Raw genomic sequence first — 25,816 nt, 5'->3', positions numbered from 1 at the left:
GAGCCGCCCCTGGCGGCTCTCGAGCAGCGGCTCGCCCACCGTCTCGGCCAGGCGTTTGAGCTGCTGGGAGACGGTGGGCTGGGTCAGGTGCAGGCGCCGCGCCGCCTCGCTGACCGAACCGGCGCCGACCACCGCGGCATAGACCTGCAAGAGGCGAAAGGTCAGATGGCGACTGTTCATGACGCACCTCGCTCGGCGGATATATAGATAATTATCTATGATGAATCATCCAACTCTTAATTGGTATCCATACCTCGGCCTAAGCACAATGCGCGGCGTTTTCCCTTCGCGAGACGAGATGCCGCCCATGCCCGATATCGTGGTGATGTTCTTCCTGCTCGGCCTGCTGGCCGGCGTGGTGAAGTCCGACCTGACCATTCCCAAGGCCGCCTACGACACCCTGAGCCTGCTGCTGATGCTGACCATCGGCCTCAAGGGGGGCATGGCCCTCTACGGCAACCTGGGCTGGTCCCTGGTGCCGGAGCTGGCCGCGGTGGCGGCCCTCGGCGGCCTGATTCCGCTGGCGCTGATGCCGGTGCTGCGGCGCCTGGTTCGCCTCGCCCCCGCCGACAGCGCCAGCCTGGCCGCCCACTACGGCTCGGTCAGTGCCGGCACCTTCGCCGTGGCGCTGGCCTTCGCCGAGGGCCGCGGCCTGCCCATCGGCGCCGAGGTCACCCTCTATCTGGTGATGATGGAGCTGCCGGCGATCATGGTGGCCATCGCCATCTATCGCCGCTACAAGGGCCGCGAGCCCGGCGAGGCGATGAGCGGCCTATGGCACGAGACCCTGACCAATCGCGGCGTGATCCTGCTGGCCGGCGGCGTGGTGATCGGCGCCATGTATGGCCCGGCCCAGGGGTCCAACGTCACCGACCTGCTGACCGGGGCCTTCCATGCGGTGCTGGCACTGTTCCTGCTGGAGATGGGCCTGACCGCCGCCGAGACCCTGAGGCCCATTCCCTGGCGTCACTGGCGACTGCTGGCCTTCGCCCTCCTCGCCCCGCCGCTGCTGGCCCTGTGTGGCCTCGCCGTGGGCCTGGCCCTGGGTCTGCCCAGCGGCTCGCTGCTGATCCTCACCGCCCTGGCCGCCAGCGCCTCCTATATCGCCGCCCCGGCGGCCATGCGCGCCGCCATCCCCAACGCCAATATCGGCCTGGCGATGCTCGCCTCCCTGGGCTTCACCTTTCCCCTCAACGTCATCGTCGGCATCCCCCTCTACTATCAGCTGGTCCACGCCCTGGGCGGCTGATCCACCTCGGACTCCCCTCCTACGACCACAGGCGCCCCGCGGGGCGCCTGTGGTCTTGGCGGCCCACCGGGGCCAGCCGCTACGCTGAAGACGACATCCCGGCCGCGTTGGTGCAGCGCGACTCGCCTGCGACCTTGGTATAGCCGATTGGCACTTTACGTTAACGTAAACCTTGCCTAGTCTAGAGCCATTCCCACGCCCCTTTGGCTATGACCACTCGATCCCGGAGACCCGTCATGCACACGCCCTTCCAGCCCCTCGACTTCGGCCTCGACGACGAACTGAACATGCTGCGCGATCAGGTCAACGCCTTCGCCCGCGACGAGATCGCCCCGCGCGCCGCCGAGATCGACGAGACCAACGCCTTCCCCAACGACCTGTGGCGCAAGTTCGGCGACATGGGCCTGCTCGGCATCACCGTGCCGGACGAGGACGGCGGCAGCGGCATGGGCTACCTGGCCCACTGCATCGCCATGGAGGAGATCTCCCGGGCCAGCGCCTCGGTGGGTCTCTCCTACGGCGCCCACTCCAACCTCTGCGTCAACCAGATCAAGCTCAACGCCTCGGCCGAGCAGAAGGCCAAGTACCTGCCCAAGCTGATCAGCGGCGAGCACGTGGGGGCACTCGCCATGTCCGAGCCGGGGGCCGGCTCCGATGTGGTCTCCATGAAGCTGCGTGCCCGCCTGGAGGGTGACAAGTACATCCTCAACGGCAACAAGATGTGGATCACCAACGGTCCCGACGCCGATGTGCTGGTGGTCTACGCCAAGACCGACCCGGACGCCGGCTCCAAGGGCATCACCGCCTTTATCATCGAGAAGGGCATGCCCGGCTTCTCCACCGCCCAGAAGCTCGACAAGCTGGGCATGCGTGGCTCCAACACCTGCGAACTGGTGTTCCAGGACTGCGAGGTTCCCGTGGCGAATGTGCTGGGCGAGGTGGGCCGTGGCGTGCGAGTGCTGATGAGCGGCCTCGACTTCGAGCGCACCGTGCTGGCCGCCGGCCCCATCGGCATCATGCAGGCCGCCATGGACATCGTGGTGCCCTACCTGCATGAGCGGAAGCAGTTCGGCCAGGCGATCGGCGAGTTCCAACTGGTGCAGGGCAAGGTGGCCGACATGTACACCACCCTCAACGCCTGCCGCGCCTACCTCTACGCGGTGGCGGCGGCCTGCGACCGCGGCCAGACCTCTCGCAAGGACGCCGCCGGGGTGATCCTCTACTGCGCCGAGAAGGCCACCCAGGTGGCGCTGGACGCCATCCAGTTGCTCGGCGGCAACGGCTATATCAACGAGTACCCCACCGGGCGCCTGCTGCGCGATGCCAAGCTCTACGAGATCGGCGCCGGCACCAGCGAGATTCGCCGCATGCTGATCGGCCGCGAACTCTTCGCCGAGTCCGCCTAACCGCCACCGGCCCAGGTCATCGAACACAAGGATCGGCTATGAGCATCCTGAACACCCAGATCAATCCGCGCAGCGAGGCCTTCCAGGCCAACGAAGCGGCCATGCGCGCCGAGGTGATGACGCTGCGCGAGCTGACCGCGGCGATCAATCAGGGCGGCGGCGACAAGGCCCGCGCCCGCCACGAGTCCCGCGGCAAGCTGTTCGTGCGTGACCGCATCGACCACCTGATCGACGAGGGCTCGCCCTTCCTCGAGTTCTCGGCCCTGGCCGCCCATGAGGTCTACGACTCCCCGGTGCCCGCCGCCGGGGTGGTCACCGGCATTGGCCGGGTCTCGGGGGTGGAGTGCGTCATCGTCGCCAACGACGCCACCGTCAAGGGCGGCACCTACTACCCGCTCACCGTCAAGAAGCACCTGCGCGCCCAGGAGATCGCCCGCAAGCATCGCCTGCCGTGCATCTATCTCGTCGACTCCGGCGGCGCCTTCCTGCCCCGCCAGGATGAGGTCTTCCCCGACCGTGACCACTTCGGGCGCATCTTCTACAACCAGGCCACGCTCTCCGCCGAGGGCATCCCGCAGATCGCCGTGGTGATGGGCTCCTGCACCGCCGGTGGCGCCTATGTGCCGGCCATGGCCGACGAGTCGATCATCGTCAAGCAGCAGGGCACCATCTTCCTCGGCGGCCCGCCCCTGGTGAAGGCCGCCACCGGCGAGTCGATCAGCGCCGAGGACCTGGGCGGCGCCGACGTCCACGCCAAGCTCAGCGGCGTGGCCGACCACTACGCCGAGAACGACGCCCATGCCCTGCAGCTGGCCCGGGCCTGCGTGTCGCGACTCAACTGGCAGAAGCGCGGCCGGCTCAAGCTGCAGGAGCCCAGGCCCCCGCGCCTCGACCCGACGGAGCTCTATGGCATCGTCGGCACCGACCTCAAGAAGCCATTTGACGTGCGCGAGGTGATCGGCCGCATCGTCGACGACTCCGCCTTCGACGAATTCAAGCGCTACTACGGCGACACCCTGGTCACCGGCTTCGCGCATATCCACGGCCACCCGGTGGGCATCGTCGCCAATAACGGCGTGCTCTTCTCCGAGTCCGCGGTCAAGGGCGCGCACTTTATCGAGCTCTGCGCCCAGCGCAAGATCCCGCTGGTGTTCCTGCAGAACATCACCGGTTTTATGGTCGGCTCCAAGTACGAGCACGAGGGTATCGCCAAGCACGGCGCCAAGCTGGTCACCGCCGTGGCCTGCGCCAAAGTGCCCAAGTTCACCGTGCTAATCGGCGGCAGCTTCGGCGCTGGCAACTACGGCATGTGCGGCCGCGCCTATGACCCCAACCTGCTGTTTATGTGGCCCAACGCGCGCATCTCGGTAATGGGCGGGGAGCAGGCCGCGGGCGTGCTGGCCCAGGTCAAGCGCGAACAGCTCGAACGCGAGGGACAGACCTGGAGCGCGGAAGACGAGGAGGCCTTCAAGCAACCCACCCGGGAGCAGTACGAGCACCAGGGCCACCCCACCTATGCCAGCGCGCGGCTGTGGGACGACGGCGTCATCGACCCGGCCCAGACCCGCGACGTGCTCGGCCTGTCCCTGGCCGCCGCCATGAATGCCGAGATCGAGGACACCAAGTTCGGCGTCTTCCGGATGTAGTCGAACCCCGTCGCCACCATCCCCCGCAGGAGCTCACTTTAGCGGGCGACGGTGGCCTCCGGATCGCCGGATAAATCCGGCTCCTACGGGAACAATGCAGAGACTATCGCTATGTCAGAGACACCCTGCTCCAGCCTGACCCTCGATGCCCGCGGCGTGGCCTGGCTGACGCTGAACCGCCCCGCTGTACACAACGCCTTCGACGACGGCCTGATCACAGAACTCAACGCCCACCTGGCGCACCTGCACGAGGCCGCCACCCGCGGCGAGGTGCGCGTGGTGGTGCTGGGGTCTGAGGGCAAGAGCTTCTCCGCCGGGGCCGACCTCGGCTGGATGAAGCGCATGGTCGAGTACGACGTCGAGGGCAACCTGGCCGACTCGCGCAAGCTGTCACAGCTGATGCACGGCCTCGACACCCTGCCCTGCCCTACCCTCTGCCGGGTGCAGGGGGCCGCCTTCGGTGGCGCCGTGGGCCTGGCCGCCTGCTGCGATATCGTCATCGCCTCCGAGAAAGCCAGGTTCTGCCTCTCCGAGGTGAAGATCGGCTTGTCGCCGGCGGTGATCAGCCCCTATGTGCAGCGCGCCCTGGGGCCCCGCCAGATGCGCCGCTATGCGCTCACCGCCGAGGTCATGGACGCCGCCACCGCCCTGGCGCTGGGCCTCGCCCATCGGGTGGTAGACCAAGACCAACTCGACGGTGCCGTCACCGCCATGCTCGACACCCTGCTGGCTGGCTCGCCCCAGGCCCAGCGCGCCACCAAGGCGCTGCTCGGCGTGGTGGCGCGGGAGCCCGACTCCGAGGCCACCCGCGAGCACAGCTGCCGGGTGATAAGCGAGCTTCGCGTCAGCCCCGAAGGCCAGGAGGGCCTGGCCAGCTTCTTCGACAAGCGCGCCCCGCGCTGGACGCCCAACAAGGACAACGCCTCATGAGCCTCTCTCGCTTCGATACCCTGCTCGTGGCCAACCGCGGCGAGATCGCCTGCCGGGTGATGCGCACCGCACGCGCCATGGGCCTGCGCACCGTCGCTGTCTACTCCGATGCCGACGCCAATGCCCGCCATGTCCGCGAGGCCGACGAGGCCGTGCGCCTGGGCCCCGCCGCCGCCCGCGACAGCTACCTCAAGGTCGAGGCGGTGATCGAGGCGGCCCGGCGCACCGGCGCCGGCGCCATTCACCCCGGCTATGGTTTCCTCTCCGAGAACGGCCCCTTCGTCGAGGCCCTCGACGAGGCCGGCATCACCTTCGTCGGCCCCCCCGCCTCGGCCATCGCCGCCATGGGCGACAAGTCCGCCGCCAAGGCGCGCATGCAGGCCGCCGGCGTGCCCCTGGTGCCCGGCTACCACGGCAACGACCAGGACGATGCCCTGCTCAAGGCCGAGGCCGACCAGATCGGCTACCCGGTGCTGCTCAAGGCCAGCGCCGGCGGCGGTGGCAAGGGCATGCGGGTGGTGGAGTCCGCCGCCGACTTCCAGGCCGCCCTGGACGGCTGCCGTCGCGAGTCCCGCGCCGCCTTCAATGACGACCGCATGCTGATCGAGAAGTACCTGACCCAGCCCCGCCATGTGGAGGTGCAGGTGTTCTGCGACAGCCACGGCGGCGCCGTCTACCTCTTTGAGCGCGACTGCTCGGTGCAGCGCCGCCACCAGAAGGTGCTGGAAGAAGCCCCGGCGCCGGGCATGACCGCTTCGCTGCGTCGCGAGATGGGCGAGGCCGCGGTGCGCGCCGCCAAGGAGATCGGCTATGTGGGCGCCGGTACGGTCGAATTTCTCCTCGATGCGGATGGTTCTTTCTTCTTCATGGAGATGAACACCCGCCTGCAGGTGGAGCACCCGGTCACCGAGATGATCACCGGCCAGGACCTGGTCGAGTGGCAGCTGCGGGTGGCCATGGGCGAGCGGCTGCCGCTGGCCCAGGACGAGCTAACCCTCAGTGGCCATAGCTTCGAGGCGCGCCTCTACGCCGAAGACCCGGCCCAGGACTTCCTGCCCGCCACCGGGCGCCTGACCCGCTTCGCCCTGGACCTCGCCGGTGCCGGACTCGCGGCCGACAAGGTGCGCCTGGACAGCGGCGTGGAGAGCGGTGACGAGGTCTCCATGCACTACGACCCCATGCTCGCCAAGCTGATCGTCCATGGCGCTGACCGCGACCAGGCCCTGGCCACCCTCAACCGGGCCCTGGCCGCCCTCGACGTGCAAGGCGTGGTCACCAACCGCGGCTTCCTGCAGCGCCTGGCCGGCCACCCGGCCTTCAAGGCCTGCGAGCTGGATACTCGCTTTATCGAACGTCACGAGGCCAGCCTCTTCGCCCCCCAGCCCTACCGGGTGGAGGACTACGCCGGCGCCGCCCTGATCGGCCTCGACCAGTTGGCCCGGGAGTGCGAGAGCCGCTCCCCCTGGGACCGCCACGACGGCTTCCGCCTCAACGCCCCCCACACCATCCGACTCGCCCTCGGCGACCCCGCCGAGGCCAACGACAGCGAGGCCACCCCGGTGGTGGTGGAAGGTCGCCGCGAGGGCGACGCCGACGCCTGGCAGCTGACCATCGGCGGCGAGACCCTCACCGCCCGCCTCGAGCGGCTGGCCGGCGACGCCGTGGCGGTGACCCTGAACGGCCACCGCCGCCGCCTCCAGGCCCGCCTGGTGGATAACAGCCTGGTGGTGATGGTTGATCCCCAGGGCGAGACCCGCCTGCACTGGCGGCGCATCGATGGTATCGACCATGGTCACCACGAGGCGGAATCGACCCTCACCGCGCCCATGCACGGCACCGTGGTGGCGCTGCTGGTGGAACCCGGCCAGGCGGTGGAGAAAGGCATGCCGCTGATGGTCATGGAAGCGATGAAGATGGAACACACCCTGACCGCCCCCGCCGACGGCCAGGTGGAAAGCTTCCACTTCGCCGCCGGCGACACCGTCGGCCAGGGCGATGTGCTGCTCGAATTCGCCGCGGAGGAGTAAGACGATGGCATTTCCCACCCAGGTGCGCCTGGTCGAGGTCGGCCCCCGGGACGGCCTCCAGAACGAGGCCGAGCCCATCGCCACGGCCACCAAGCTGGAGCTGATCGACCGCCTCGGCGCGGCGGGCCTGACCCATATCGAGGCGGCCAGCTTCGTCTCCCCCAAGTGGGTGCCGCAGATGGCCGACCACCGCGAGGTGATGACCGGCCTCAAGCGCCGCCCCGGCGTCGTCTACTCGGCGCTGACCCCCAACCTCAAGGGCCTGGAAGCGGCGCTGGCGTGCGGCACCAAGGAGGTCGCGGTATTCGGCGCCGCCTCCGAGGCCTTCTCCCAGAAGAACATCAACTGCTCGGTGGCCGAGTCGCTGGAGCGCTTCGCCCCGGTGCTTGCCCGCGCCCAGGAGGCCGGCGTGCGGGTGCGCGGCTACGTCTCCTGCGTGCTGGGTTGCCCCTACGAGGGCGAGATCGCCCCCGCCAAGGTCGCCGAGGTCAGCAAGGCACTGCTCGACATGGGCTGCTACGAGATCTCGCTGGGCGACACCATCGGCGTGGGCACGCCCTTGAAGGCCAAGCGCATGCTCGAGGCCGTGGCCAGGGAAGTCCCCATGGCGAAGCTCGCCGCCCACTTCCACGATACATATGGCCAGGCGATCGCCAACCTCTACGCCGTGCTCGAGGAAGGCGTGGCGGTCATCGACAGCTCGGTGGCGGGCCTGGGGGGGTGTCCCTATGCCAAAGGCGCCTCGGGCAACGTCGCCAGCGAGGACGTGGTCTACCTGCTTAACGGCCTGGGTATCGAGAGCGGCATCGACCTCGACAAGCTCGCCGCCACCGGCACCTGGATCACCCAGGCCATCGGCCGCCCCAACCGGGCCAAGGTGGGCGTGGCGCTGGCAGCCAAGTAATCACACGACACAACGACGCGCCCCCGAGCCGGAGAACCGGCTCGGGGGCTGTTGCCAGGGCACCACTGACCCGCTCAGGCGGCCGTGGCTCACTCCGCGACGATGCGATCCCGCCCGCCCTGCTTGGCGCGGTAGAGCCGCCGATCGGCCGTCTCCAGCAGCCAGGTCGGCGCTACCACATCCGAGGGCAGCGCGGTGGCCACCCCCATGCTGAGGGTGAGCAAAGGCGAGACCTCGGAGGCCGGATGAGCGATGGCCGCCTCGGCGATCAACGCCCGACAGCGCTGCGCCACCCGAAGGGCGGCGTCGCGATCCGTCTCCGGCAGTACCAGGGCGAACTCCTCACCGCCGAATCGCGCCAGCAGATCACGCGGTCGCAGGGCCGAGGTGCCGACGACCTCTACCACCCGTCGCAGGCAGTCGTCGCCCGCCAGGTGGCCGAAGCGGTCGTTGTACTGCTTGAAGCAGTCGATATCCAGCATGATCAACGACAACGGTCGGCCGCTGCGACGGCCGCTGGCCCACTCCGTTTCCAGCACGGCATCGAGCCGACGCCGGTTGGCCGCCCCGGTCAGGCCATCCTGATAGGAGAGCGCCTCGAGTTCCCGCTGCAGCCGCAGCAGCCGCTCCTCGGTCTGCTTGCGCTCGCTGATATCGAACATGAAGCCGATCAGCGATTCCACCTCGCCGTCGTCATCACGCACCACATGCACCACATCGCGAATCCACACGTAGCTGCCGTCCGCCTTCAGCGCGCGGTAATCCGCCTCATGATCAATCCCCGCCTTGGACTGGGCGACGCAGAAGTTCACGACCCGCTCGCGATCCTCCGGGTGCATGCGCTCGACCCAATCATCGATGCTGAGCCAGCTACCCTGGGGCCAGCCGAGCAGGCGCTCGATCTGCGGCCCGATGTAGGCGAAGCGCAGGGTTTCCCAGTCGATCTTCCAGGGAATCGCCAGGGTCGACTCCAGCAGCGTCTTGTAGACGGCGGAGTCGACGATCATCGCTGCGGTGTCGTTGCTCATGGCGCCTCCAACGAGTGGCTATCGAGCAGCCTATTGGGCGGCCCAGTGGGCGCGGCCCGGCCTGCCTTCCGGCCCACCGTCGTTGACGCCGAGCATCTGCAGGATGTTGCGCTGGGCGGCATCGAGGATGTGCTGACGCTCCTGCTCACCGGGCAGGCTCTTGGCGATGGCCACGGCGCCCACCAAGGAAGCAAGAATGGCGCGAGACTTCTCGGCGATGACCTCGCGGTCGGGCTCGAAGGGCAGTTTCTTCAAGCGGCCCAGCGCGATAAGACGGGTCTCCAGCATCTTCTTCATGCGCAGGTAGGAGGCTTCGAACAGGGTGCGCACCTCGGCATTCTGGTTGCCGATCTCGTTGAACAGCACCGTCTCCGGTCCCGGCTTGTGCTTGCGTTCCAGCTCCTGAAGGTTCCAGCAGTTGGCGACCAGCTCCGTCAGATGCTGCACTGACAGGGGCCCCTTGACCAGCCTGGCCGCGCGGCTGCTCTCCAGGGTTTCCCGCACCGAGGCATGATAGAGCGCCTCCTTCGAGGCGAAGTGCGCGTAGAAGGCCCCGTGGGTCAGCTTGGCTAACTTCATGATCTGCCCGATGGAGACCTTCTCGAAGCCCTGGCGACTGAACAGCTCGATCGCCGACTTGAGGATGCGCTCCCGAGATTTCGCCTTGTGGTTTGCCGAGTAGGGCATGGCGACCTCAGACTCCCCGCTGAATATTACCTTGATCATATAAAGCCCGGTGCTAGCGTGGTTTCACCCCAAGCTGTTCAGGACATTACCATGCAATCACCACTCGTCATCACCGGCATGGGCATGATCAGCCCCCTCGGTTGCGGCGTCAAGGCAGGCTGGGAACGCCTCCTCGCCGGCCGCTCCGGCCTCTCCTCGATTACTCGCTTCGATACCGGCGATCTGCCGATCAAGGTCGCCGGCTCGGTGCCCGACCTTGCCGACGACCCCGAAGCCGGCCTCGACCCGGACCGGGTGGTCGACGCCAAGGAGCGTCGCAAGATGGAGCTGTTCAGCCTCTACGCCATGGCCGCCGCCGAGGAGGCGCTGGCCCAGGCCGACTGGTTCCCGACCAGCGATGCGGACCGCCTGGCCACCGCCACCATCGTCGGCTCCGGCATCGGCGGCTTCCCCACCATCACCCAGGCACAGACCACCCTGACGACACGCGGCCACCGCCGGCTCTCCCCGTTCACCGTACCGGCCTTCCTGGCCAACCTGGCGGCGGGTAACGTCTCGATTCGCCATGGCTTCCGGGGGCCACTGGGGTGCCCGGTGACCGCCTGTGCGGCCGGCATCCAGGCCATCGGCGATGGCATGCGCCTGATCCGCAGCGGCGAGGCCGAGGTGGCCCTGGTGGGCGGCGCCGAGGCCTGTATCGACCCGCTCTCGCTGGCCAGCTTCCACGCCATGAAGGCGCTCTCCACCGAGCAGGACGACCCCACCAGGGCGTCGCGCCCCTTCGACCAGGCCCGCAATGGCTTCGTCATGGGGGAAGGCGCGGGGCTGCTGGTGATCGAAACCCTGGCCCATGCGGAGGCCCGGGGGGCCACGCCCCTGGCCGTTCTCAGCGGCTATGGCACCAGCGCCGACGCCCACCACATCACCGCCGGCCCGGAAGACGGCAGCGGTGCCGCGGCGGCCATCCGGGCGGCGCTCAAGATGGCGGGGCTCTCCCCCGGGGCGATCGACCATATCAATGCCCACGCCACCTCGACGCCGGTCGGCGATCGGGCCGAGATCGCCGCCCTGCGCAACGCCTTCGGCGAGGCTCTGGCCGGTATCCCGATCTCCGCCACCAAGTCGGCCACCGGCCATCTGCTGGGTGCCGCCGGCGGCGTGGAGAGCCTCTTCTCCGCCCTGTCGGTGATGCACGACCGCCTGCCCCCGACCCTGAACCTGGAGAACGTCGACGACGACCTGCAGGACCTGGATATCGTCTCGGGCTCGGCTCGCGAGCACGCTACCCGGCACGTGCTGTGCAACGGCTTCGGCTTCGGTGGGGTCAATGCGGCGCTGATCGTCAGCAAGCTGTAGCGCCAGTCTCTTGCACCAGTGGCCACAAACGACAACACCCCGGGCCAAGTGAGCTGGCTCGGGGTGTTGGGTCGTCTTACCAGTGCGCCTGAATACGAGGTGCAGGGATTCGACGCCGGGGTAGCCTTGAGTCGGTGCCTTGGCTCAGTCCACCACCGAGAAATGCGCTAGCTGGTCGGCGCGGCCCTTGACGAAGGTCGGGCGGGCCGTGCCCCGCGCGACATAGCCCCGCGGCATCTCGGGGACCCAATCGAAGGTGGCGAGGATCAGGTCGGTCATTCGGCGCTCCTTCTGAGGACGACATGGGTAGCCCTGTCGGTAGCTACCCTTTCCACGCACCGATAGCCGAGGGCGCGCATGTCGATACCGGCGAACAGGCGCTCCCCTGCGCCGAGCAGAACAGGCGCGATGGCAAGATGGAGTTCGTCGACCAATCGTGCCCGCAGGTACTGTTGAATCGTGGCCACCCCACCGCCGAGGCGCACATCCCTGTCCCCGGCGGCTTCGCGGGCGCGCTCCAGGGCCCCATGGATGCCTTCCGTGACGAAGTGAAACGTCGTGCCGCCAGCCATCTCGATGGGGTCGCGAGCATGATGCGTCAGAACGAAGGCCGGCGCGTGAAACGGCGGGGTGTCCCCCCACCACCCCTTCCACGCCTCGTCCTGCCAGGGGCCGCGCTCGGGGCCGAACATGTTGCGCCCCATGATCCACGCGCCGACGTTCTCGAAGCCACGGGCCACGAAGTCGTCGTCTGGCCCGGCCTCACCCTCCTCACGACCCAGCACGCGTCGCTGGAAGGTCGCCGTCGCGAACTGCCAATCCTGATTCTCCAGGCCGTTGAGGCCCATCGGGTGCTCCAGGCTCTGTTCCGGGCCGGCGGCAAACCCATCGAGCGACAGGCCGATGCATGACACGCGTAGCTGACTCATCGCGATCTCCTGAACGAGGGCAATACACGAACAGTAGTCGAGCGAGACTCTGGGATCTCGACATCCCAGCAAGAGTGGGAAAACAGTCGGCCGGTACGCCAAAACACCGCGCCCCGGGCCAGGTGAGCTGGCCCGGGGCGCGGTGTGTGCCGTGGCGACCGAGTGGCTTATCCCGCCACACCGGCCCGGGCGGCGCGATGCGCGTGCAGCTTCTTGTAGCTCTCGATCAGCCGCTGGTGCTTCTCCAGCCCCTCCAGCTCCATGCTGGTGGGGGTCAGGCCATGGAAGCGCACGCTGCCGTTCACCGAGCCGACCACCGCCTCCATGGTTTGCTCGCCGAACATGCGCCGCAGGTTATAGAGGAAGTCGTCGAGCTCCAGCTCGTCATCCAGGACAATCTCCAGCACCGCGCTCACCGCCTGGTAGAAGAGCCCCCGCTCGACGGTATTGTCGTTGAACTGCTGGAACATCTCGACCCGCTCCAGGGCCTCCTCGTGCTGGCCCAGGGCCAGGTTGATCAGCAGCTTCAGCTCGAGGATGGTCAGCTGACCCCAGACGGTATTCTCGTCGAACTCGATACCGATCAGGGTGATGATATCCATGTGCTCGTCGAGCTGGCTCTCCTCCAGGCGCTCGAGCAGGTCGGCCAGTTGATCATCGTTCAGGCGGTGGAGATTGAGGATATCCTCCCGGTACTCCAGCGCCTGGTTGGTGTTGTCCCAGATCAGGTCCTCCACCGGGTAGACCTCGGAGAAATCCGGCACCAGGATGCGGCACACCGGCGCGCCCAGGTCCTCATGGACGGCCATGTAGGCCTCCTTGCCCAGCTCCTCGAGGATGCCGAACAGGCCCGCGGCCTCCTCCTCGTTGCTGCCCGAGAAGTCCCACTCGACGAACTCCACGTCCGCCTTGCTGCTGAAGAAGCGCCAGGAGATCAGCCCGGAGGAGTCGATGAAATGCTCGACGAAGTTATTGGGCTCGGTCACCGCCAGGGAGCTGAAGGTGGGCGGCATAAAGTCGTTGAGGCCCTCGAAGCTGCGCCCCTGGAGCAGCTCGGTGAGACTGCGCTCGAGCGCCACCTCGAAGCTCGGGTGGGCACCGAAGGAGGCGAAGACGCCACCGGTCTTGGGGTTCATCAGGGTCACGCACATCACCGGGAACTGGCCGCCCAGGGAGGCATCCTTGACCAGTACCGGGAAGCCCTGGGCCTCCAGCGCCTCGATACCCTCGAGGATCGCCGGGTACTGCTTCAGCACCTCCAGGGGCACGTCCGGCAGGGCGATCTCCTCCTCGATGATCTGGCGCTTCACCGCCCGCTCGAAGATCTCCGAGAGGCACTGCACCTGGGCCTCGGGCAGGGTGTTGCCCGCGCTCATGCCATTGCTGAGGTAGAGGTTCTCGATCAGGTTGGAGGGGAAGTAGACCGTCTCGCCATCCGACTGGCGCACGAAGGGCAGCGAGACGATGCCCCGTTCCGCCTTGCCGGAGTTGGTGTCGATCAGGTGCGAGCCGCACAGCTCGCCCTCCGGGTCATAGATCTCACGGGTATGGTCGTCGAGGATCTCGTCAGGCAGCTCGTCGTTCGGCCCCGGCTGGAACCACCGCTCGTTGGGGTAATGAACGAAGTCGCTATTAGCGATCTCCTCGCCGAAGAACTGATCGTTATAGAAGAAGTTGCAGCTCAGGCGCTCGATGAATTCGCCCAGCGCCGAGCACAGCGCGCTCTCCTTGGTGGCGCCCTTGCCGTTGGTAAAGCACATTGGCGAGGCGGCATCGCGGATATGCAGCGACCACACATGGGGCACGATATTACGCCAGGAGGCGATCTCGATCTTCATGCCGAGATCGGCGAGGATCTTGGTCATATTGGCGATGGTCTGCTCCAATGGCAGGTCCTTGCCCTCGATCCAGGTGCTACCCTCCCCCTGCGGTTCGCCCAGCAGCAGGGCCTGGGCATCCTCATCCAGGTTCTCCACCACCTCGAGCTGGAATTCCGGGCCGGTCTGCACCACCTTCTTCACGGTGCAGCGGTCGATGGAGCGCAGGATGCCCTCGCGATCCTTGTCGGAAATGGACTCCGGCAGCTCGATCTGGATCTTGAAGATCTGCTTGTAGCGATTCTCCGGGTCGACGATATTGTTGTGCGCCAGGCGGATATTCTCGGTGGGGATATCCCGCGCGTTGCAGTAGACCTTGACGAAATAGGCCGCGCACATCGCCGACGACGCCAGGAAGTAGTCGAAGGGCCCCGGGGCCGAACCGTCGCCCTTGTAGCGGATCGGCTGGTCGGAGATGACGGTGAAGTCGTCGAACTTCGCCTCCAGCCGGAGGTTATCGAGATAATTGACCTTGATTTCCATTGACAAAGCACCGGATCTATGAATGTCGGCGGGCCCCGAGGGCGCGTAACCTGCCATTATCCAGCTTTTCCCGCCGCCCGTCTCGGTGGGCTGGCTAAAAATTCACCGGCGCCCCGCCAACCACGACCAAGCCTCCCGCCTCCGGGCCGCCGCCTCCGCCAGGCACCACGTCGGCCTACGACGCGACTCACACCTCGATGGCGTACCTGAGATCCCGTGCCTCATCCCCGGTCATGCCGCGAAAGCCCCAGCAGTGCGCCGGCTGCTCCTTGATCGTCACCTCGATATCCGCGGGGGCGATTCCCAGCTCCGACTCGATCTCTCTGAACAGCGCCTTGATCAGTACCTTCTGCGTCTCCGGGGTACGCCCCTGCATCATATTGATCTCGATGACCGTATAGGCGGGCGTCCTGCCACCCGGGTAGTAGAAATCCTCGGCATCCATCGGCATAAAGCGGTGCGCCCGCTTGTCCTCCGGCATGCCGAGAACCGACTGCATGCAGCCGTGAATCACTTCGGACAGCCCGGCCTTGATAGGATTGAGGTATTCCTTGATTCCATAGACGACGATCATAATGCTTCCTGCAATAGATAAACCCAACGTGACTGGCGCTTCACCAGCCAGCATCCAGAACCCCCGAAGGACGTAACGAACTACACGCTGCCTTCCTTCTCCACCACCAATATCCTGGCCTCACCCACCGGGTGGGCCACATGCTCGGTGCCGACGGAGGCATAGAAAATATCCCCGACGCCCAGGGTCACCGACGCTTCCTCACCATTTTCCCGGAAGAACATCTCCACCTTGCCATCCAGGACCACGAAGACCTCTTCGCCATCGTTCACATGCCACTTGTATGGCTGATCGGTCCAATGCAGGCGCGTGGAAATGCCATTCATCGAGGCAATATCCTCGGCGCCCCAGGCGCGATCCGCCACGAACTCTCTTCCCCTAATAACTTTCATAAACGCACCTGAGAAAAAATAAATCACAAAGCGATGCCAGCCTAGTACATCATTCTTATAAAGCTAAAAAACTTATCACACAGCATAAGCCACACCCATCGAATGCCGCGAACAGGGTATGCCCTTAATGGTCGCACCTTCAGCACCTTCCGAAGCTTTCACCCCATCAGAGAAATGGGCTAGCACAAAATAGCAATGTCGGCAACTTTGACAACATTGGCACTAACTTGCAAATCTTCGATTTCCGAACTACAAGTCACTACACGAACCTTAACTTCACTGGGGCGACCCAAGAATCTACCTTGCTTTATAATCACCTCCCCATCCCCAACGAAGCCGTGCTTGAATAAGTAAGCTGAAACCGGACCTGCAGCACTTCCCGTTGCAACATCCTCGAACAACCCTTTATTATCCCAAGTTCGCCCTTCAAGGGTATCCACATCCAGCACATAAAGAAACTTCCCACCATACGGCTCTATGAGAGGGCTCAGGTCCCTGACATTGAAGGAAATATTCTCTAACTGAGACCTCACTGGAAGAATGACATAAGGCAACCCTGTTGATATGACTTCAGCGCCTGAAGAAAGACCGTCCGGCTTGGTCAGATTGAGGGAGGAATATAGCACCTGTGCTTCATCCTCAGACAATGAATATGAATAAAATGGTCTACCCTGACTCATGGTTGCAATAAATTCTGAATCGGTCTTTTTGCTCGAAAGCCTTAAAGGACGACCATTTATATGAACAGTCCATTCATGTTCACTATCGCTACCAAATCGTTCATGAAGATGGTAAGTCAACCCCAGCAGTGGGTGACCAGCAAAACCCAACTCCTCTTCCACCGTAAAAATTCTTGCATGATATTCATCTGCTTTCACCTGAAGGAAAATGGATTCAAACTGACGCATTTCTTGCGCCCATGCCAACATTTCCTTTGAACACAACTCATCACAATCAGAAAATATGGTCAAGCCATTTCCATTCAGCTTTTCTCTAGCAAAGACATCCACCAGCTCGCATTTCAATTACTTCACTCCCAGACTAAAACCTCAACAAAGAAATTCATTCGCCTAGCGAACGAATCATCTCATCAGCCGCTGCCACTTCATATTGGCTAAACACTCGAACCCCATGCCGGCGTAGCAAGGCCGCCGTCACTCCCATGCCGGGGACCTTCTTTCCCGAAAAGCTCCCATCATAAATGGCCGAGCTTCCACAGGAAGGGCTGAACTCGGCCAGCACGGCGACCTTGATGTGGAACCGTTGACACAGCTCCAGGGCCACCTGGGCGCCGGTGATAAACTCGTCGGTCACCTCCACCCCGCCTTTTTCGGCAACCATCGTTTCACCACTCAACACCTTCTCACCATCGCCTGCGACAATTTCCGCCGGCTTGCGAGGTATGCTCATCCCGGCCTCGACTTCGGGACAGACGGAGACGATGCGACCGTCGGATAGCCACCTCTCGACAATTTGGTCCGTCAGAGCGAGGCTTCCTCCATCATACCTGACCCGCTTTCCCAGCAGGCAGGCACTTACTAATAGTTTTTCCAAGTCAGTACCTTTTCCCGAGGAGCGAAGCGGCGACCCGTCAGGGACGCCCTCCTTACGCGAACTTTCATGTGATTCCCGGTGCGGCAGATAGGTTTACCAATACCGAGGATCATTGAATGCCTCAATGCAACAAGCTTGTCCCAGTGGAAGTTCAAGACTGCCTCCATCCAAAGACTGCCCCAGCCAACCTTCTGGATAGGATAATTTAAACGGCGCTTCCGCGATCTCTTGAGATACGTGCTCGAAGCCCACTTTTGAATAGTAGCTCGGATCGCCATAAGTAAAAACGAGTTCGACACCCAATTCACGCAATCGCTTAATCCCAAAATCAATCAATTTTTGGCCAATGCCTTTACCCTGGTGGTCTGTATCAACGGCTACCGGTGACAGCATAAAAGCTTTTATGGGAGAACCAAACGACAATCGCGTAAAAAAGATACAGCCGACTATCTGCTCTTGCTCGGTAGCGATGAACCCGAACAGGTCATCTGCTTCGGCCCCGCTCATCAACTCATGCACCAAATACCCAATCAGTTTCCCCTCGGACTGACCTTCCGAATCAGAGAATGTCCGGATAAATAGGGCTTCTATTTCCTGTCGACCAGACTCACTATACGCCGAAAACATCATGACTTGGGAGCCCTATGACGACCATTCAGGAATCGCTCTCGCTCACACATAACGCCTCAATCAGCCGACGGTTTAGCGGCCGACTGCATTGATTTTTCAGATTTCTTACGAAGCGCTTTTATCTGTATTAGATACTGCTCTCCAAAAGGCGTTAATTTCCAGTAGGTGTTGGTATCGGAAACAGCTCTTTTCTTCTGTCCAGGCTCCATCAACCCCAACGCCTGAAGCTGAACATGTATTTGATCTTCACATACATATGGGATTGTAATATTTCGGCGCGAGTTGAAATCCAGAACATCCTGTGGAATAGCGTGAAAGTATGCGAGTTCAATTTTTTCGTTCAGCTCCTTGCTTGTACACTCACCTGATAACGCGGGACCGCAGTACGCGAATATCTTGTCCCATGAAACTTCAAGCATTATTGTTTCGCTGTTTCCCTCGCCATCTGTGATGATTTTTGCCGGGATGGGATATTTATCATTACCACCCTCCAAACCTTCAACATTCTCTGGCATATACGAATGGGAAACTAGGGCCTCCATTTCTAGCTCGGCAACCCTTGCCCTGAGCCTCTCCATTTCTGCAACCATTTTTTGGTCAACAGCAAATCTACCCGGGACCCATCCATCAGAAGGATGTTTTTTCTTGAGCTGGACCATGCTTCGTGAAACCTTCCCGCCTAAATCGGGAGCTGTGGTCCAAAACTTACAGTGCTTTTCTTTAGCTTTTTCTCTAAATGACTCTAGTCTCGATTTTCCCTTATCACTCCCTTCAATTTTGCTTGCGGGGAGTGCCTCCAGATCTTCGTGAAGAAAGCAAAGAATCGGCTTTTTTCGAGAGACCGCATAGTCAAACTCCATTTCTGTGTAACCTATGCCCTCTTTATTTGCTGAACCGTATTTTCCTGCAAGAATCAAAACGTAATAATCGCACCCGTCTATTACCTCTGTAATCAACGACCATGCATCTTCATCAGTGGCAGGAAACAACTCCATTCCAGCAGGAATACAATCCAGCTCAAGCAGCGCATGTATTACTTCTTTTCGTTCTTCCACCAGATCTCTATAAGTGGACGAAACAAAGACTTGGTGTTTTCTTTCCATCTACCACCTCTATAATTAAGCGGATCTGACGTCGTAATCACGCGCTTTTCGCGTGCATTGCTTGGCTATTCACTTATCTCTTCGAAAACGTAACCCTGAATTCTCCTAAGGTCTTCCGCCTTTGAAAACAGGAATTCATCATATTTATCACCAATGATGGCGCCGACCCCACCAAGAATATAACTCACAACACGAGGAATACTGCTCCCTTCATTGTCTGAAGAGGTTCGCCATTGTTCGACCTTGGTTCCTATATCCGGGTGCAACGACTTGATTACCGTCTCGGTATAGCGAATATGCTCGGAAAGTGCTCGAAGCTTCTCCGTTCTTTCAGTCGACCAGCCTTGTTTGTCAGTTGCATGAATATCCGCAAATGTGGCGATCAATGATTGAATGTTATTAATCAGGGCGTCCCCCCTCAAAAGTTGATTCCTGCTTCTCGTCAAAGTTCGCTGCAGCCTGTATGCGAGAAAAGTAGTGAACGCGGCAGCAATTGTTGCGACCCCGGCGAATGCTGTGGCTGCCGCTGATACCCAGTTTGGCTCAATCTCTGGCATCAACTACTCAAAGTACTTCTATTAGTTCATAACGTTTTAGGTAAGGGGCACGGAACCGGCCTGCCGGCGGAGCATCCCTCTTGACCGAAGGGTTAGCCATTGTTGTCGTGTTCGGTCTTTCCATCATCAAGGACTACCTGCGAAAAGTGAACTGCGGCACGACAAATAACATATGTGAGAAGTGCTGCTATGACAACGCGAAGGTTGATCATGATTATGGGGTCAACCGAAGATGCGATTCGGCTAACGACATACCTGCCAATTTCGTTGCTGTCCGTGCCCGGGTCGCCGTCGGTAATAGCGAAATCTTCGGCGTACATGCCTGCCGCCAATGCACCAACAGCCGCTTTTGCGATTATGGATGAGGTGAGCCCACCGCCAGAAACCAATCCAATGGTGACGGCGATAGTAGTGAGGTATTCACAAACGCGCATAGCAACTCGTGGCCTACGTTCACACAGGTACGCAACGCCAGTGGCAAACGCTCCGAGCGTGCCTAAAATTGCGGCCCATATCGCATCCATCTATCTCAGCTCCTATGAAGTGGCTAACAGGTATTAGACGGTGCGCTCTATGATTGGATCAACGTGCCGGCACGATTGTCCAGCAAATATAGCCTACCACCAAGCACCTAACCAATTGATTTAAAATAAAGTAATTATAGCTCGACTACCTATACAGGATTCGCGTGCTTGCGCGCTTTGCCAGGGTCAATAATACGGTATGTCGTCCACACCCCAAGAGATCCACCCTATGGATACTCACAACAGGCCTCCGAAGCTGATGGATACCGCCTGCTAAAGCAAGCTCCTACTATCCCAGCGTCAATGGCCTTTTATATCGTCGGCTAAGGCCGGTGCCTGCAGGAGGTTGCCGGTGGGACAAGGATATGGCTGGGCTGGGTAAGGCATTTAGGCACGCTACCGCCCCTACCTGGGCATGTCGCGATGGCGTCCTGCCATCCATGCGGTAGTCCCTGCGTGCCGCGATGTTCCACTCCCTGGCCCTCTTCCGGGGTCTCGATGGTCCAGCCTATGCGAGGCCCCTAATCGATGCAAAGTCGAGTTTGCTCAAAGGCATAGCTCCTGCGTCCCGGGGCTCGCTTATTGTTTAGCGTTCCAGGCCCAGGCGGCGGTGCCAGTCGTCGATGCTCTCCTCCGGGTAGCCGGCGAAGCACTTGTCGGTGTCTCTGGCCTCGACCTCTACCCAACTGGCCTTGCTGTCCAGTAGCAGGTGGACCCGCTCGGGCGGGATCGGCAGCTCGGTGTCGATGGCCGAGGCGAAGGGGTGCACCAGCTCCGGCCAGCGTGGATCGAAGACCCATAACGCCGAGGCGCAGTGACGGCAGAAGTGGCGCTCGCCGGGGCTGGTCTCGCCGTCGATCACCGCCCGGTAGATTCCCTGGTGTTCGGCGCCCTCGACCTCAAGGGTCGCGGCGCGCCCGCTCAGGTTGATGGCGTAGCCGCCGCCCCCGGCGGTCTTGCGGCAGATGGAGCAGTAGCAACGCTGGTAGGGATAGGGGTGCGGCGACTCGACGCTAAAGCGCACCGCGCCACAGTGACAGGAACCCTGGAGTCGCATGGGGCTATCTCCTTTTCGATAAGGGGTCGCCGCCTCCAGTCTAGCGCTTGCCCGATAAGCGGCAGCGCTCGCCCAGGGCAATTTTGTGCAATACCGGGAACGCGGGAGTGGCCAGACTCGGGGCATCGCTTGCTCTTCGAGGAGGAACCCCATGAGCCTGTCCCTGATCCTGCCGATGTCGGCCTTCGCCCTGGCCGCTTCCATCTCTCCTGGCCCGGTCAACCTGGTCTGCCTGAGCAGCGGCACCCGCTACCCCATCCCCCGGGGGCTGGTCTTCGTCACCGGGGCCACCCTGGGCTTTCTCGCGCTGTTCCTGGCCATCGGCCTGGGACTCTACTCGCTGCTGGCGATGGTGCCGGGGCTGGAGACGGCCCTGCGCTGGGCGGGGGTGGCCTTCCTGCTCTACCTGAGCCTGCGGCTGTTTCGCGACGATGGCCGCCTGCCAGAGGACGACGGCCGTCAGGCCCCGGGCTTTATGGCGGGGGCGCTGATGCAGTGGCTCAATCCCAAGGCCTGGCTGGCCTCGGCCTCGGGCATCGGCGCCTATACCGGCGGCGACGTGGGCCAGCTCTGGCTCTTCGCCGCCCTCTACCTGCCCATCTGCTGGCTCTCCCTGGGCAGTTGGGTCTATGCCGGGGCCTTCCTGCGCCGCCATGTGCAGCGTCCCGGGGTGCTGGTCGCCATCAACCGCAGCCTGGCGCTGCTGCTCGCCGCCAGCTGCGTCTATCTGCTGATCGATTGATCGGCGTCTGCCCCCGGCGCGACGAAGTCGCGGCGCATAATGGTCACCGCCTCGCCGCGATAGTCGCGCTCTTCCTGGTCGCGCCAGCCCAGGCGCCGGTAGAGGGGTTGCTGATCCGGGGTGTAGAGGTAGAAGTGACCGTGCCCCTGGGCGCGGGCCTCGTCTTCCACGCGCTGAACCAGCCGCGAGGCGATGCCCCGACCCCGCCACTCGGGCAGCACGAAGACCGAGGCCAGCCAAGGCGTCAGGTCGCGGCGATCGCTCATGTCGTCGGCCACCAGGCAGGCCGTGCCCACCGGGGTGTCGCCGTCCAGGGCGGCGAACACCGAGGGCACCCCGGCCGGGCCGCACTCCTCCCGTAGCAGGGCGATGGCGGTCTCGAGGCTCCGGCCGGGCTGCAGATGCCCCCAGGCGTCGTGGGTCCATTCGGCCAGGGTGGCGACATGCGGCGAGTCGCCGCTCAGGCGCACGATGCGAATCCTTGCTTCCATCTCGGGGACATCCTCTTCTCTATGGTGGTGATTCAGGGGCGGGCGAGTAGCGCTGGCATTTGACCAATCTCCCCTGCCGACTAGCCCCATAATGCACTGATTTTCGCGGCCAGGTAGAGCCCCACCCCGAAAGAGGCGTGTGCCACCAGGCTCCGGAAGCGAGCCTTGTTCGGCTGGGGCGTGCGGGAGGCCGCCAGGCCGGCACCGAAGGCCGGCTGCATGATCAAGAAGGGCACGACCACCGTGCCCACGCCGATGATCAGCGCCGGCCCCGGCGTGGGATCGGCCACCCACGCCGGCCCCCAGAGCCCGATCAGCAGCGCGGCGAACAGCATGCCGATGGCGTAGTGTGCCGCCCAACCGAGGACCCGCTCCCCCGCCACCGGTGGCGCCGCCATGATGGCCTTATGACGAAAGCGTCCCCGGGGGAAGTGGCCGAGCCAGCGCCCGACCAGCGCATAATCGAGTGACGGCACCCCGAACAGGCGCCGCTGGAGCAGGGCCCAGAGGTCCATCACCGCCGTGGCGCCGAGGCCGATCACCGCGCCATGCCAGATCATTGCATGCATTCCGTTCATAATGACGAGCCATCCCTGTGTTGGCGGAAGCCGTCACTCTACGAATTCAAGAGCACTTGAGGTCAAGCATGAAGACGCTGGATATCGCCGAGGTCGCCCAACGTTCCGGTTTGCCGGCGTCGACCCTGCGTTTCTACGAGGAGAAGGGGCTGATCCGCTCGACGGGACGCCATGGCCTGCGCCGGCTGTTCGCGGAGAGCGTCCTCGAGCGGCTGTCCCTGATCGCCCTCGGCCAGGGCGCGGGCTTCACCCTGGAGGAGATGGCCGAGATGTTCGGCGCCGATGGCCGGCCGGCCATCGATCGGGCCCGACTCCTCGAGCAGGCCGACGACCTGGATAAGCGCATTCGGCACCTCGTCAGGATGCGCGACGGCCTGCGCCATGTCGCGGCCTGCACGGCGCCGAGCCATCTGGAGTGCCCGACCTTTCGGCGCCTGCTGCGCCATGCCGCCCGGCCGCCCCGGGGGCGCTCATAAGCGCCCCCGGCTAGGATTCGAGTCGCGAGCGGCGGTACTGATCGGGGGTGGCGGCCACCAGGCGCTTGAAGGTGCGCTGGAAATGCGGCTGATCGCTGAAGCCGGCGCTCAGCGCCGCCTCGGCGATGGGTGTGCCGCGCTTGAGTTCCCGCTGCCCCAGTTGGACGCGACGATTGATCAGGTAGGCGTGGGGTGTCAGCCCGAAGTACTGCTTGAAGGCGCGGATCAGGTGCCCGGGGCTATAGCCGGAACGCGCGCACAGGGTGTCCAGGGAGACCTCCTCGGCGGCGTGGGCGTCCAGGTAGGCGGCCAGTTCGCGCAGGGTGGCCGGAGGCAGCGGCCGCGACCGGGCCGTCTCCCCCGCCAGGTGGTGCATCAGCGCCGTGAGGTAATCGGCCACCTCGCTCTGCTGGTCCAGCAGGTCGCGGGTCGGGTCGAGCAGGGCATCGGTCATGCGCAGGTACCCGGCATACCAGTCGGGGGCGGTGATCACCGCGGTGGGAATGTCCTCCCAGCAAGGCGCCACGAGCAGCCCCGCCCCATGACGCAGCGTGGTCAACCAGTCGGTATCCACATAGAGCATGCGGTAGGCCCAGGGCCGGTCGTCGATAGGGTTGCAGGCGTGCACCCACTCCGGGTTCATCAGCACCAGGCTGCCGGCCTGGATATGATGGCGCGCCTCTCGGTAGTGGAAGGTGCTCTCTCCGGCGGTCACCGCCCCCAGCGACCAGTGTCGATGGCTATGCGGCGCGTAGCAGACCTTGCGGCCGTCCTCGACCAGGCGCAGCTCCAGGTGCGGCAGGCGCGCATCGCGCCAGAAGTGGGGGTGGCTGGGTTCCGTCATGGTCTCTTCCTTCTCTGGACGACTCGAGTGGAGTGTACACTGCGACGGCCACTCGCGAAGGGCGCATGGAGCGTCATCGCGGCCGTTCATCCACCGCCCGACGGATCTCCGTGACCCGCGTCGGCAACGTCCAGGCGCCCCCCGCGGCGACCAGCCGGCACATGCCCGTCGAGAATGACGCGGTATGGATAAACTGCTCGCCATCCCAGGTCCAGTCGTCCCGGGACCAGCAATCCCCGATGCCTCGCCCCTTGTGGGCGGCGGTGATGGTGCCCTCGTCGTACCAGGAGCCGGATGTGGTGATCAGGACGGGCTCATAGGGCGGCACGTCATTGATGACCCAGTAGCCCTCGCCCATGTTGTAGGCGGCCTGCCAGCATAAGGTCGAGACCAGCCATCGGCTGCCCGACAGTCGGCTGGCCGTCAGCTCCCGCCCACCGTCCTCAGGCGCCGCCAGGCCGAAGCACTCATCAACGTGCTCCAGGGTGGCACGCAGCACTTCCCGAACCTCCTGCAGTGTCGCACTCGTTAGCGGACGGTCAGCAGCCCCGTTTTCCGCCACGGGAACCGCGATGATGACGGGAGCCGGCAAGGGCGGCAGGACATCCTCTTCACGGCGCGAGCCTTGGCGTACCATGGCCCCCGGGGTGCCGACACGCCCCTGATAGTCATCCATCTTCAGCAGCACGGCCGCGGCCCCGGTGTCGGAGAGGCGCCACCGGGAGTCGCCCGCCACCCACTCGATAACGCTGTCGCGCCTTAAGGCGGGCAGCAAGGCCGCCATTTCCCTGTCGGACAGCACCGCGCTCAGGGTCCCCGGGGCGAGCTCGACCCGTCCCACGAAGTCACCATCGATGTGCAGCGACAGTTGGCCCTCCGACGCCAGACTATCCGCCGCATCGCCATCCAGCTCGCCGATCCTCAGTTCCCCGGCCACCGGCTCATGGGGGCCTGCCTTGCGGGTCAGCAGCACCGACACGGCCGGGCTGTCCCCGTCGCGCTGGTAGCCCGCCGCCCGGCAGGTCCGGGTGTTATCGCAGGCGAGCTCCCAATCATGGTGAGAAAAATAGAGGCCGCTAGCCACCCCCGCCTGGGCGAAGAGTGCTAGCCCCGCCAAGGCCATGCCGCTCCATCCTAGTGAAAATCGCATGCGTCCCTCACCCTTACGCTTTGTCTGAAAACTGCCTGCGCTCGCCGGCTGTTCAGACAATGCGTAGACCGATGTCACACCGCTCCGACTCGGTGACGAATTTGTACGAAACCGGGCACCGCCCCCGGCAGGCGGGTGCCCACCCCAGCCAGGCCGGGGCCGCCCCGCTCACTCATGCTGCAAGAGATTGATCAGTCGGCCGAAGGGGTCGCGCACATAGAAGCGGCGTACGCCCCAGGGTTCGCTCGCCGGCCCGTACTCGATGGGTAGGTTCGCCGCCTTGACCCTGGCCAAGGCGGCGTCCAGGTCATCGACTTCGATCGACAAGTCGGGGACGGGAGTGCCCGACCCGCCCTCGCTCCCGAAGCTGACCTGGACGATCATCTTTTCGTCCGTGCCGTAGGTCTGGAACCAGCCGTGGTCCATAAGCAGTTCGAGGCCGAGGATATCTCGATAAAAAGCCGCCGCCCGATGGACGTCCGGGGTCTCGGTATTGGCTACGATGCGCCTAACCCGCATAAGTCACCTCGCCAGTGGATCGTCCCCAGGCAGTCATAGCACACCGCCGCCTCGAACCCATCGAAAGGCCGGGGCACTCCATTCATGCCGGCGACCTCCGAGG

29 protein-coding genes are annotated in these 25,816 nt (G+C 63.6%); 9 read left to right on the top strand and 20 right to left on the bottom strand.

The window, feature by feature from the left end; genetic code table 11:
- Window positions 1–180: helix-turn-helix domain-containing protein (locus HPA02_RS05810; RefSeq protein ID WP_146802141.1), on the bottom strand; the 180-nt coding region annotated here is incomplete at its 3' end.
- A gap of 127 nt (window positions 181–307) precedes the next feature.
- Here HPA02_RS05810 and HPA02_RS05805 point away from each other — a divergent pair.
- The 6 genes from HPA02_RS05805 (at window position 308) to HPA02_RS05780 (ending at window position 8,162) form a co-directional block, all read left to right on the top strand.
- Window positions 308–1,249, top strand: coding sequence for a sodium-dependent bicarbonate transport family permease (locus HPA02_RS05805; protein ID WP_146802140.1), 942 nt, complete (start codon window positions 308–310; stop codon window positions 1,247–1,249).
- 236 nt (window positions 1,250–1,485) lie between these two features.
- Entirely contained in the window at window positions 1,486–2,655 is a 1,170-nt protein-coding gene (locus tag HPA02_RS05800; protein ID WP_146802139.1) for an isovaleryl-CoA dehydrogenase, read from the top strand.
- 38 nt (window positions 2,656–2,693) lie between these two features.
- Window positions 2,694–4,301 carry a carboxyl transferase domain-containing protein gene (locus HPA02_RS05795; RefSeq protein WP_146802138.1) on the top strand — a complete coding sequence of 536 codons (1,608 nt, stop codon included), beginning with the start codon at window positions 2,694–2,696 and terminating at the stop codon, window positions 4,299–4,301.
- 111 nt (window positions 4,302–4,412) lie between these two features.
- Window positions 4,413–5,231: an enoyl-CoA hydratase-related protein gene (locus tag HPA02_RS05790; RefSeq protein WP_146802137.1), complete on the top strand. Its 819-nt coding sequence runs from the start codon at window positions 4,413–4,415 to the stop codon at window positions 5,229–5,231.
- Window positions 5,228–7,258: an acetyl/propionyl/methylcrotonyl-CoA carboxylase subunit alpha gene (locus HPA02_RS05785; RefSeq protein ID WP_146802136.1), complete on the top strand. Its 2,031-nt coding sequence runs from the start codon at window positions 5,228–5,230 to the stop codon at window positions 7,256–7,258. Before HPA02_RS05790 ends, HPA02_RS05785 begins: the two co-directional genes overlap by 4 nt.
- A gap of 4 nt (window positions 7,259–7,262) precedes the next feature.
- Window positions 7,263–8,162, top strand: a complete 900-nt coding sequence (locus HPA02_RS05780; protein WP_146802135.1) for a hydroxymethylglutaryl-CoA lyase — start codon at window positions 7,263–7,265, stop codon at window positions 8,160–8,162.
- 89 nt (window positions 8,163–8,251) lie between these two features.
- Here the strand turns inward: HPA02_RS05780 and HPA02_RS05775 are convergent, their stop codons facing one another.
- The gene (locus HPA02_RS05775; RefSeq protein ID WP_146802134.1) at window positions 8,252–9,190 is read right to left on the bottom strand and encodes a GGDEF domain-containing protein; all 939 of its coding nucleotides are present in this window, start codon (window positions 9,188–9,190) and stop codon (window positions 8,252–8,254) included.
- 30 nt (window positions 9,191–9,220) lie between these two features.
- Window positions 9,221–9,877 (bottom strand): TetR/AcrR family transcriptional regulator, encoded by a 657-nt coding sequence (locus HPA02_RS05770; RefSeq protein WP_146802133.1) that lies wholly within the window; start codon window positions 9,875–9,877, stop codon window positions 9,221–9,223.
- Between the two features lie 90 nt (window positions 9,878–9,967).
- On the opposite strand from HPA02_RS05770, the gene fabF reads away from it, so the two are divergent.
- Complete coding sequence (gene fabF / locus HPA02_RS05765; RefSeq protein ID WP_146802132.1) at window positions 9,968–11,233, top strand: beta-ketoacyl-ACP synthase II; 1,266 nt, start codon at window positions 9,968–9,970, stop codon at window positions 11,231–11,233.
- A 144-nt stretch (window positions 11,234–11,377) separates the two neighbouring features.
- Here the strand turns inward: fabF and HPA02_RS18540 are convergent, their stop codons facing one another.
- The 12 genes from HPA02_RS18540 to HPA02_RS05710 all read right to left on the bottom strand — a co-directional run bounded on the left by HPA02_RS18540 (window position 11,378) and on the right by HPA02_RS05710 (window position 20,913).
- Window positions 11,378–11,512, bottom strand: a complete 135-nt coding sequence (locus tag HPA02_RS18540; protein ID WP_276508200.1) for a hypothetical protein — start codon at window positions 11,510–11,512, stop codon at window positions 11,378–11,380.
- Window positions 11,509–12,162, bottom strand: coding sequence for a dihydrofolate reductase family protein (locus tag HPA02_RS05760; RefSeq protein WP_146802131.1), 654 nt, complete (start codon window positions 12,160–12,162; stop codon window positions 11,509–11,511). The genes HPA02_RS18540 and HPA02_RS05760 overlap by 4 nt, the downstream gene beginning before the upstream one ends.
- A 167-nt stretch (window positions 12,163–12,329) precedes the next feature.
- Window positions 12,330–14,522, bottom strand: a complete 2,193-nt coding sequence (locus tag HPA02_RS05755) for an OsmC domain/YcaO domain-containing protein (RefSeq protein ID WP_146802130.1) — start codon at window positions 14,520–14,522, stop codon at window positions 12,330–12,332.
- Between the two features lie 187 nt (window positions 14,523–14,709).
- The gene (locus HPA02_RS05750; RefSeq protein WP_146802129.1) at window positions 14,710–15,096 is read right to left on the bottom strand and encodes a tautomerase family protein; all 387 of its coding nucleotides are present in this window, start codon (window positions 15,094–15,096) and stop codon (window positions 14,710–14,712) included.
- Between the two features lie 80 nt (window positions 15,097–15,176).
- The gene (locus tag HPA02_RS05745) at window positions 15,177–15,488 is read right to left on the bottom strand and encodes a cupin domain-containing protein (protein ID WP_146802128.1); all 312 of its coding nucleotides are present in this window, start codon (window positions 15,486–15,488) and stop codon (window positions 15,177–15,179) included.
- Between the two features lie 179 nt (window positions 15,489–15,667).
- Window positions 15,668–16,513, bottom strand: coding sequence for a PhzF family phenazine biosynthesis protein (locus tag HPA02_RS05740; RefSeq protein WP_146802127.1), 846 nt, complete (start codon window positions 16,511–16,513; stop codon window positions 15,668–15,670).
- A gap of 37 nt (window positions 16,514–16,550) precedes the next feature.
- A complete protein-coding gene (locus HPA02_RS05735; protein WP_146802126.1) occupies window positions 16,551–17,042 on the bottom strand; it encodes a 2-thiouracil desulfurase family protein in 492 nt (163 codons plus the stop codon).
- 93 nt (window positions 17,043–17,135) lie between these two features.
- A complete protein-coding gene (locus HPA02_RS05730; protein WP_146802125.1) occupies window positions 17,136–17,672 on the bottom strand; it encodes a GNAT family N-acetyltransferase in 537 nt (178 codons plus the stop codon).
- Window positions 17,673–17,728: 56 nt separating this feature from the next.
- Entirely contained in the window at window positions 17,729–18,775 is a 1,047-nt protein-coding gene (locus HPA02_RS05725; protein WP_146802124.1) for a DUF4062 domain-containing protein, read from the bottom strand.
- Window positions 18,776–18,840: 65 nt separating this feature from the next.
- Window positions 18,841–19,332, bottom strand: coding sequence for a hypothetical protein (locus tag HPA02_RS05720; protein ID WP_146802123.1), 492 nt, complete (start codon window positions 19,330–19,332; stop codon window positions 18,841–18,843).
- Window positions 19,333–19,424: 92 nt separating this feature from the next.
- Window positions 19,425–19,856, bottom strand: a complete 432-nt coding sequence (locus HPA02_RS05715) for a hypothetical protein (RefSeq protein WP_186809937.1) — start codon at window positions 19,854–19,856, stop codon at window positions 19,425–19,427.
- A gap of 586 nt (window positions 19,857–20,442) precedes the next feature.
- A complete protein-coding gene (locus tag HPA02_RS05710; protein WP_146802121.1) occupies window positions 20,443–20,913 on the bottom strand; it encodes a GFA family protein in 471 nt (156 codons plus the stop codon).
- Between the two features lie 151 nt (window positions 20,914–21,064).
- Here HPA02_RS05710 and HPA02_RS05705 point away from each other — a divergent pair, with 151 nt between their 5' ends.
- Window positions 21,065–21,655, top strand: a complete 591-nt coding sequence (locus HPA02_RS05705; protein WP_186809936.1) for a LysE family translocator — start codon at window positions 21,065–21,067, stop codon at window positions 21,653–21,655.
- Here the strand turns inward: HPA02_RS05705 and HPA02_RS05700 are convergent.
- Both HPA02_RS05700 and HPA02_RS05695 read right to left on the bottom strand, forming a co-directional pair.
- On the bottom strand, window positions 21,637–22,146 hold the full coding sequence (locus tag HPA02_RS05700) for a GNAT family N-acetyltransferase (RefSeq protein ID WP_146802120.1): 510 nt from the start codon (window positions 22,144–22,146) through the stop codon (window positions 21,637–21,639). The two genes, HPA02_RS05705 and HPA02_RS05700, sit on opposite strands and share 19 nt — an antisense overlap.
- An 80-nt stretch (window positions 22,147–22,226) precedes the next feature.
- Window positions 22,227–22,706, bottom strand: coding sequence for a DUF2938 domain-containing protein (locus HPA02_RS05695; RefSeq protein WP_244945867.1), 480 nt, complete (start codon window positions 22,704–22,706; stop codon window positions 22,227–22,229).
- Window positions 22,707–22,792: 86 nt separating this feature from the next.
- Here HPA02_RS05695 and HPA02_RS05690 point away from each other — a divergent pair, with 86 nt between their 5' ends.
- Window positions 22,793–23,200 carry a helix-turn-helix domain-containing protein gene (locus tag HPA02_RS05690; RefSeq protein ID WP_146802118.1) on the top strand — a complete coding sequence of 136 codons (408 nt, stop codon included), beginning with the start codon at window positions 22,793–22,795 and terminating at the stop codon, window positions 23,198–23,200.
- A 10-nt stretch (window positions 23,201–23,210) separates the two neighbouring features.
- On the opposite strand, the gene HPA02_RS05685 is transcribed toward HPA02_RS05690, so the two are convergent.
- From HPA02_RS05685 to HPA02_RS05675, 3 genes are all read right to left on the bottom strand, one after another.
- The gene (locus HPA02_RS05685; protein ID WP_146802117.1) at window positions 23,211–24,044 is read right to left on the bottom strand and encodes an AraC family transcriptional regulator; all 834 of its coding nucleotides are present in this window, start codon (window positions 24,042–24,044) and stop codon (window positions 23,211–23,213) included.
- 73 nt (window positions 24,045–24,117) lie between these two features.
- A complete protein-coding gene (locus HPA02_RS05680) occupies window positions 24,118–25,194 on the bottom strand; it encodes a DUF1176 domain-containing protein (protein ID WP_146802116.1) in 1,077 nt (358 codons plus the stop codon).
- A gap of 168 nt (window positions 25,195–25,362) precedes the next feature.
- Window positions 25,363–25,713 (bottom strand): VOC family protein, encoded by a 351-nt coding sequence (locus tag HPA02_RS05675; protein ID WP_146802115.1) that lies wholly within the window; start codon window positions 25,711–25,713, stop codon window positions 25,363–25,365.
- Window positions 25,714–25,816: the final 103 nt, after the last annotated feature.

The sequence above is a fragment of the Bisbaumannia pacifica genome (assembly GCF_007989625.1).
GTDB lineage: Bacteria > Pseudomonadota > Gammaproteobacteria > Pseudomonadales > Halomonadaceae > Bisbaumannia > Bisbaumannia pacifica.
This window is presented reverse-complemented; position numbering and strand designations above follow the sequence as displayed.

What these genes read in the sequence shown, in the direction of transcription:
- HPA02_RS05805 (WP_146802140.1), top strand. Translation starts at nt 308, where the DNA reads ATGCCCGATATCGTGGTGATGTTCTTCCTGCTCGGCCTGCTGGCCGGC.
- HPA02_RS05800 (WP_146802139.1), top strand. Translation starts at nt 1,486, where the DNA reads ATGCACACGCCCTTCCAGCCCCTCGACTTCGGCCTCGACGACGAACTG.
- HPA02_RS05795 (WP_146802138.1), top strand. Translation starts at nt 2,694, where the DNA reads ATGAGCATCCTGAACACCCAGATCAATCCGCGCAGCGAGGCCTTCCAG.
- HPA02_RS05790 (WP_146802137.1), top strand. Translation starts at nt 4,413, where the DNA reads ATGTCAGAGACACCCTGCTCCAGCCTGACCCTCGATGCCCGCGGCGTG.
- HPA02_RS05785 (WP_146802136.1), top strand. Translation starts at nt 5,228, where the DNA reads ATGAGCCTCTCTCGCTTCGATACCCTGCTCGTGGCCAACCGCGGCGAG.
- HPA02_RS05780 (WP_146802135.1), top strand. Translation starts at nt 7,263, where the DNA reads ATGGCATTTCCCACCCAGGTGCGCCTGGTCGAGGTCGGCCCCCGGGAC.
- HPA02_RS05775 (WP_146802134.1), bottom strand. Translation starts at nt 9,190, where the DNA reads ATGAGCAACGACACCGCAGCGATGATCGTCGACTCCGCCGTCTACAAG.
- HPA02_RS05770 (WP_146802133.1), bottom strand. Translation starts at nt 9,877, where the DNA reads ATGCCCTACTCGGCAAACCACAAGGCGAAATCTCGGGAGCGCATCCTC.
- fabF (WP_146802132.1), top strand. Translation starts at nt 9,968, where the DNA reads ATGCAATCACCACTCGTCATCACCGGCATGGGCATGATCAGCCCCCTC.
- HPA02_RS18540 (WP_276508200.1), bottom strand. Translation starts at nt 11,512, where the DNA reads ATGACCGACCTGATCCTCGCCACCTTCGATTGGGTCCCCGAGATGCCG.
- HPA02_RS05760 (WP_146802131.1), bottom strand. Translation starts at nt 12,162, where the DNA reads ATGAGTCAGCTACGCGTGTCATGCATCGGCCTGTCGCTCGATGGGTTT.
- HPA02_RS05755 (WP_146802130.1), bottom strand. Translation starts at nt 14,522, where the DNA reads ATGGAAATCAAGGTCAATTATCTCGATAACCTCCGGCTGGAGGCGAAG.
- HPA02_RS05750 (WP_146802129.1), bottom strand. Translation starts at nt 15,096, where the DNA reads ATGATCGTCGTCTATGGAATCAAGGAATACCTCAATCCTATCAAGGCC.
- HPA02_RS05745 (WP_146802128.1), bottom strand. Translation starts at nt 15,488, where the DNA reads ATGAAAGTTATTAGGGGAAGAGAGTTCGTGGCGGATCGCGCCTGGGGC.
- HPA02_RS05730 (WP_146802125.1), bottom strand. Translation starts at nt 17,672, where the DNA reads ATGATGTTTTCGGCGTATAGTGAGTCTGGTCGACAGGAAATAGAAGCC.
- HPA02_RS05725 (WP_146802124.1), bottom strand. Translation starts at nt 18,775, where the DNA reads ATGGAAAGAAAACACCAAGTCTTTGTTTCGTCCACTTATAGAGATCTG.
- HPA02_RS05720 (WP_146802123.1), bottom strand. Translation starts at nt 19,332, where the DNA reads ATGCCAGAGATTGAGCCAAACTGGGTATCAGCGGCAGCCACAGCATTC.
- HPA02_RS05715 (WP_186809937.1), bottom strand. Translation starts at nt 19,856, where the DNA reads ATGGATGCGATATGGGCCGCAATTTTAGGCACGCTCGGAGCGTTTGCC.
- HPA02_RS05710 (WP_146802121.1), bottom strand. Translation starts at nt 20,913, where the DNA reads ATGCGACTCCAGGGTTCCTGTCACTGTGGCGCGGTGCGCTTTAGCGTC.
- HPA02_RS05705 (WP_186809936.1), top strand. Translation starts at nt 21,065, where the DNA reads ATGAGCCTGTCCCTGATCCTGCCGATGTCGGCCTTCGCCCTGGCCGCT.
- HPA02_RS05700 (WP_146802120.1), bottom strand. Translation starts at nt 22,146, where the DNA reads ATGGAAGCAAGGATTCGCATCGTGCGCCTGAGCGGCGACTCGCCGCAT.
- HPA02_RS05695 (WP_244945867.1), bottom strand. Translation starts at nt 22,706, where the DNA reads ATGATCTGGCATGGCGCGGTGATCGGCCTCGGCGCCACGGCGGTGATG.
- HPA02_RS05690 (WP_146802118.1), top strand. Translation starts at nt 22,793, where the DNA reads ATGAAGACGCTGGATATCGCCGAGGTCGCCCAACGTTCCGGTTTGCCG.
- HPA02_RS05685 (WP_146802117.1), bottom strand. Translation starts at nt 24,044, where the DNA reads ATGACGGAACCCAGCCACCCCCACTTCTGGCGCGATGCGCGCCTGCCG.
- HPA02_RS05680 (WP_146802116.1), bottom strand. Translation starts at nt 25,194, where the DNA reads ATGCGATTTTCACTAGGATGGAGCGGCATGGCCTTGGCGGGGCTAGCA.
- HPA02_RS05675 (WP_146802115.1), bottom strand. Translation starts at nt 25,713, where the DNA reads ATGCGGGTTAGGCGCATCGTAGCCAATACCGAGACCCCGGACGTCCAT.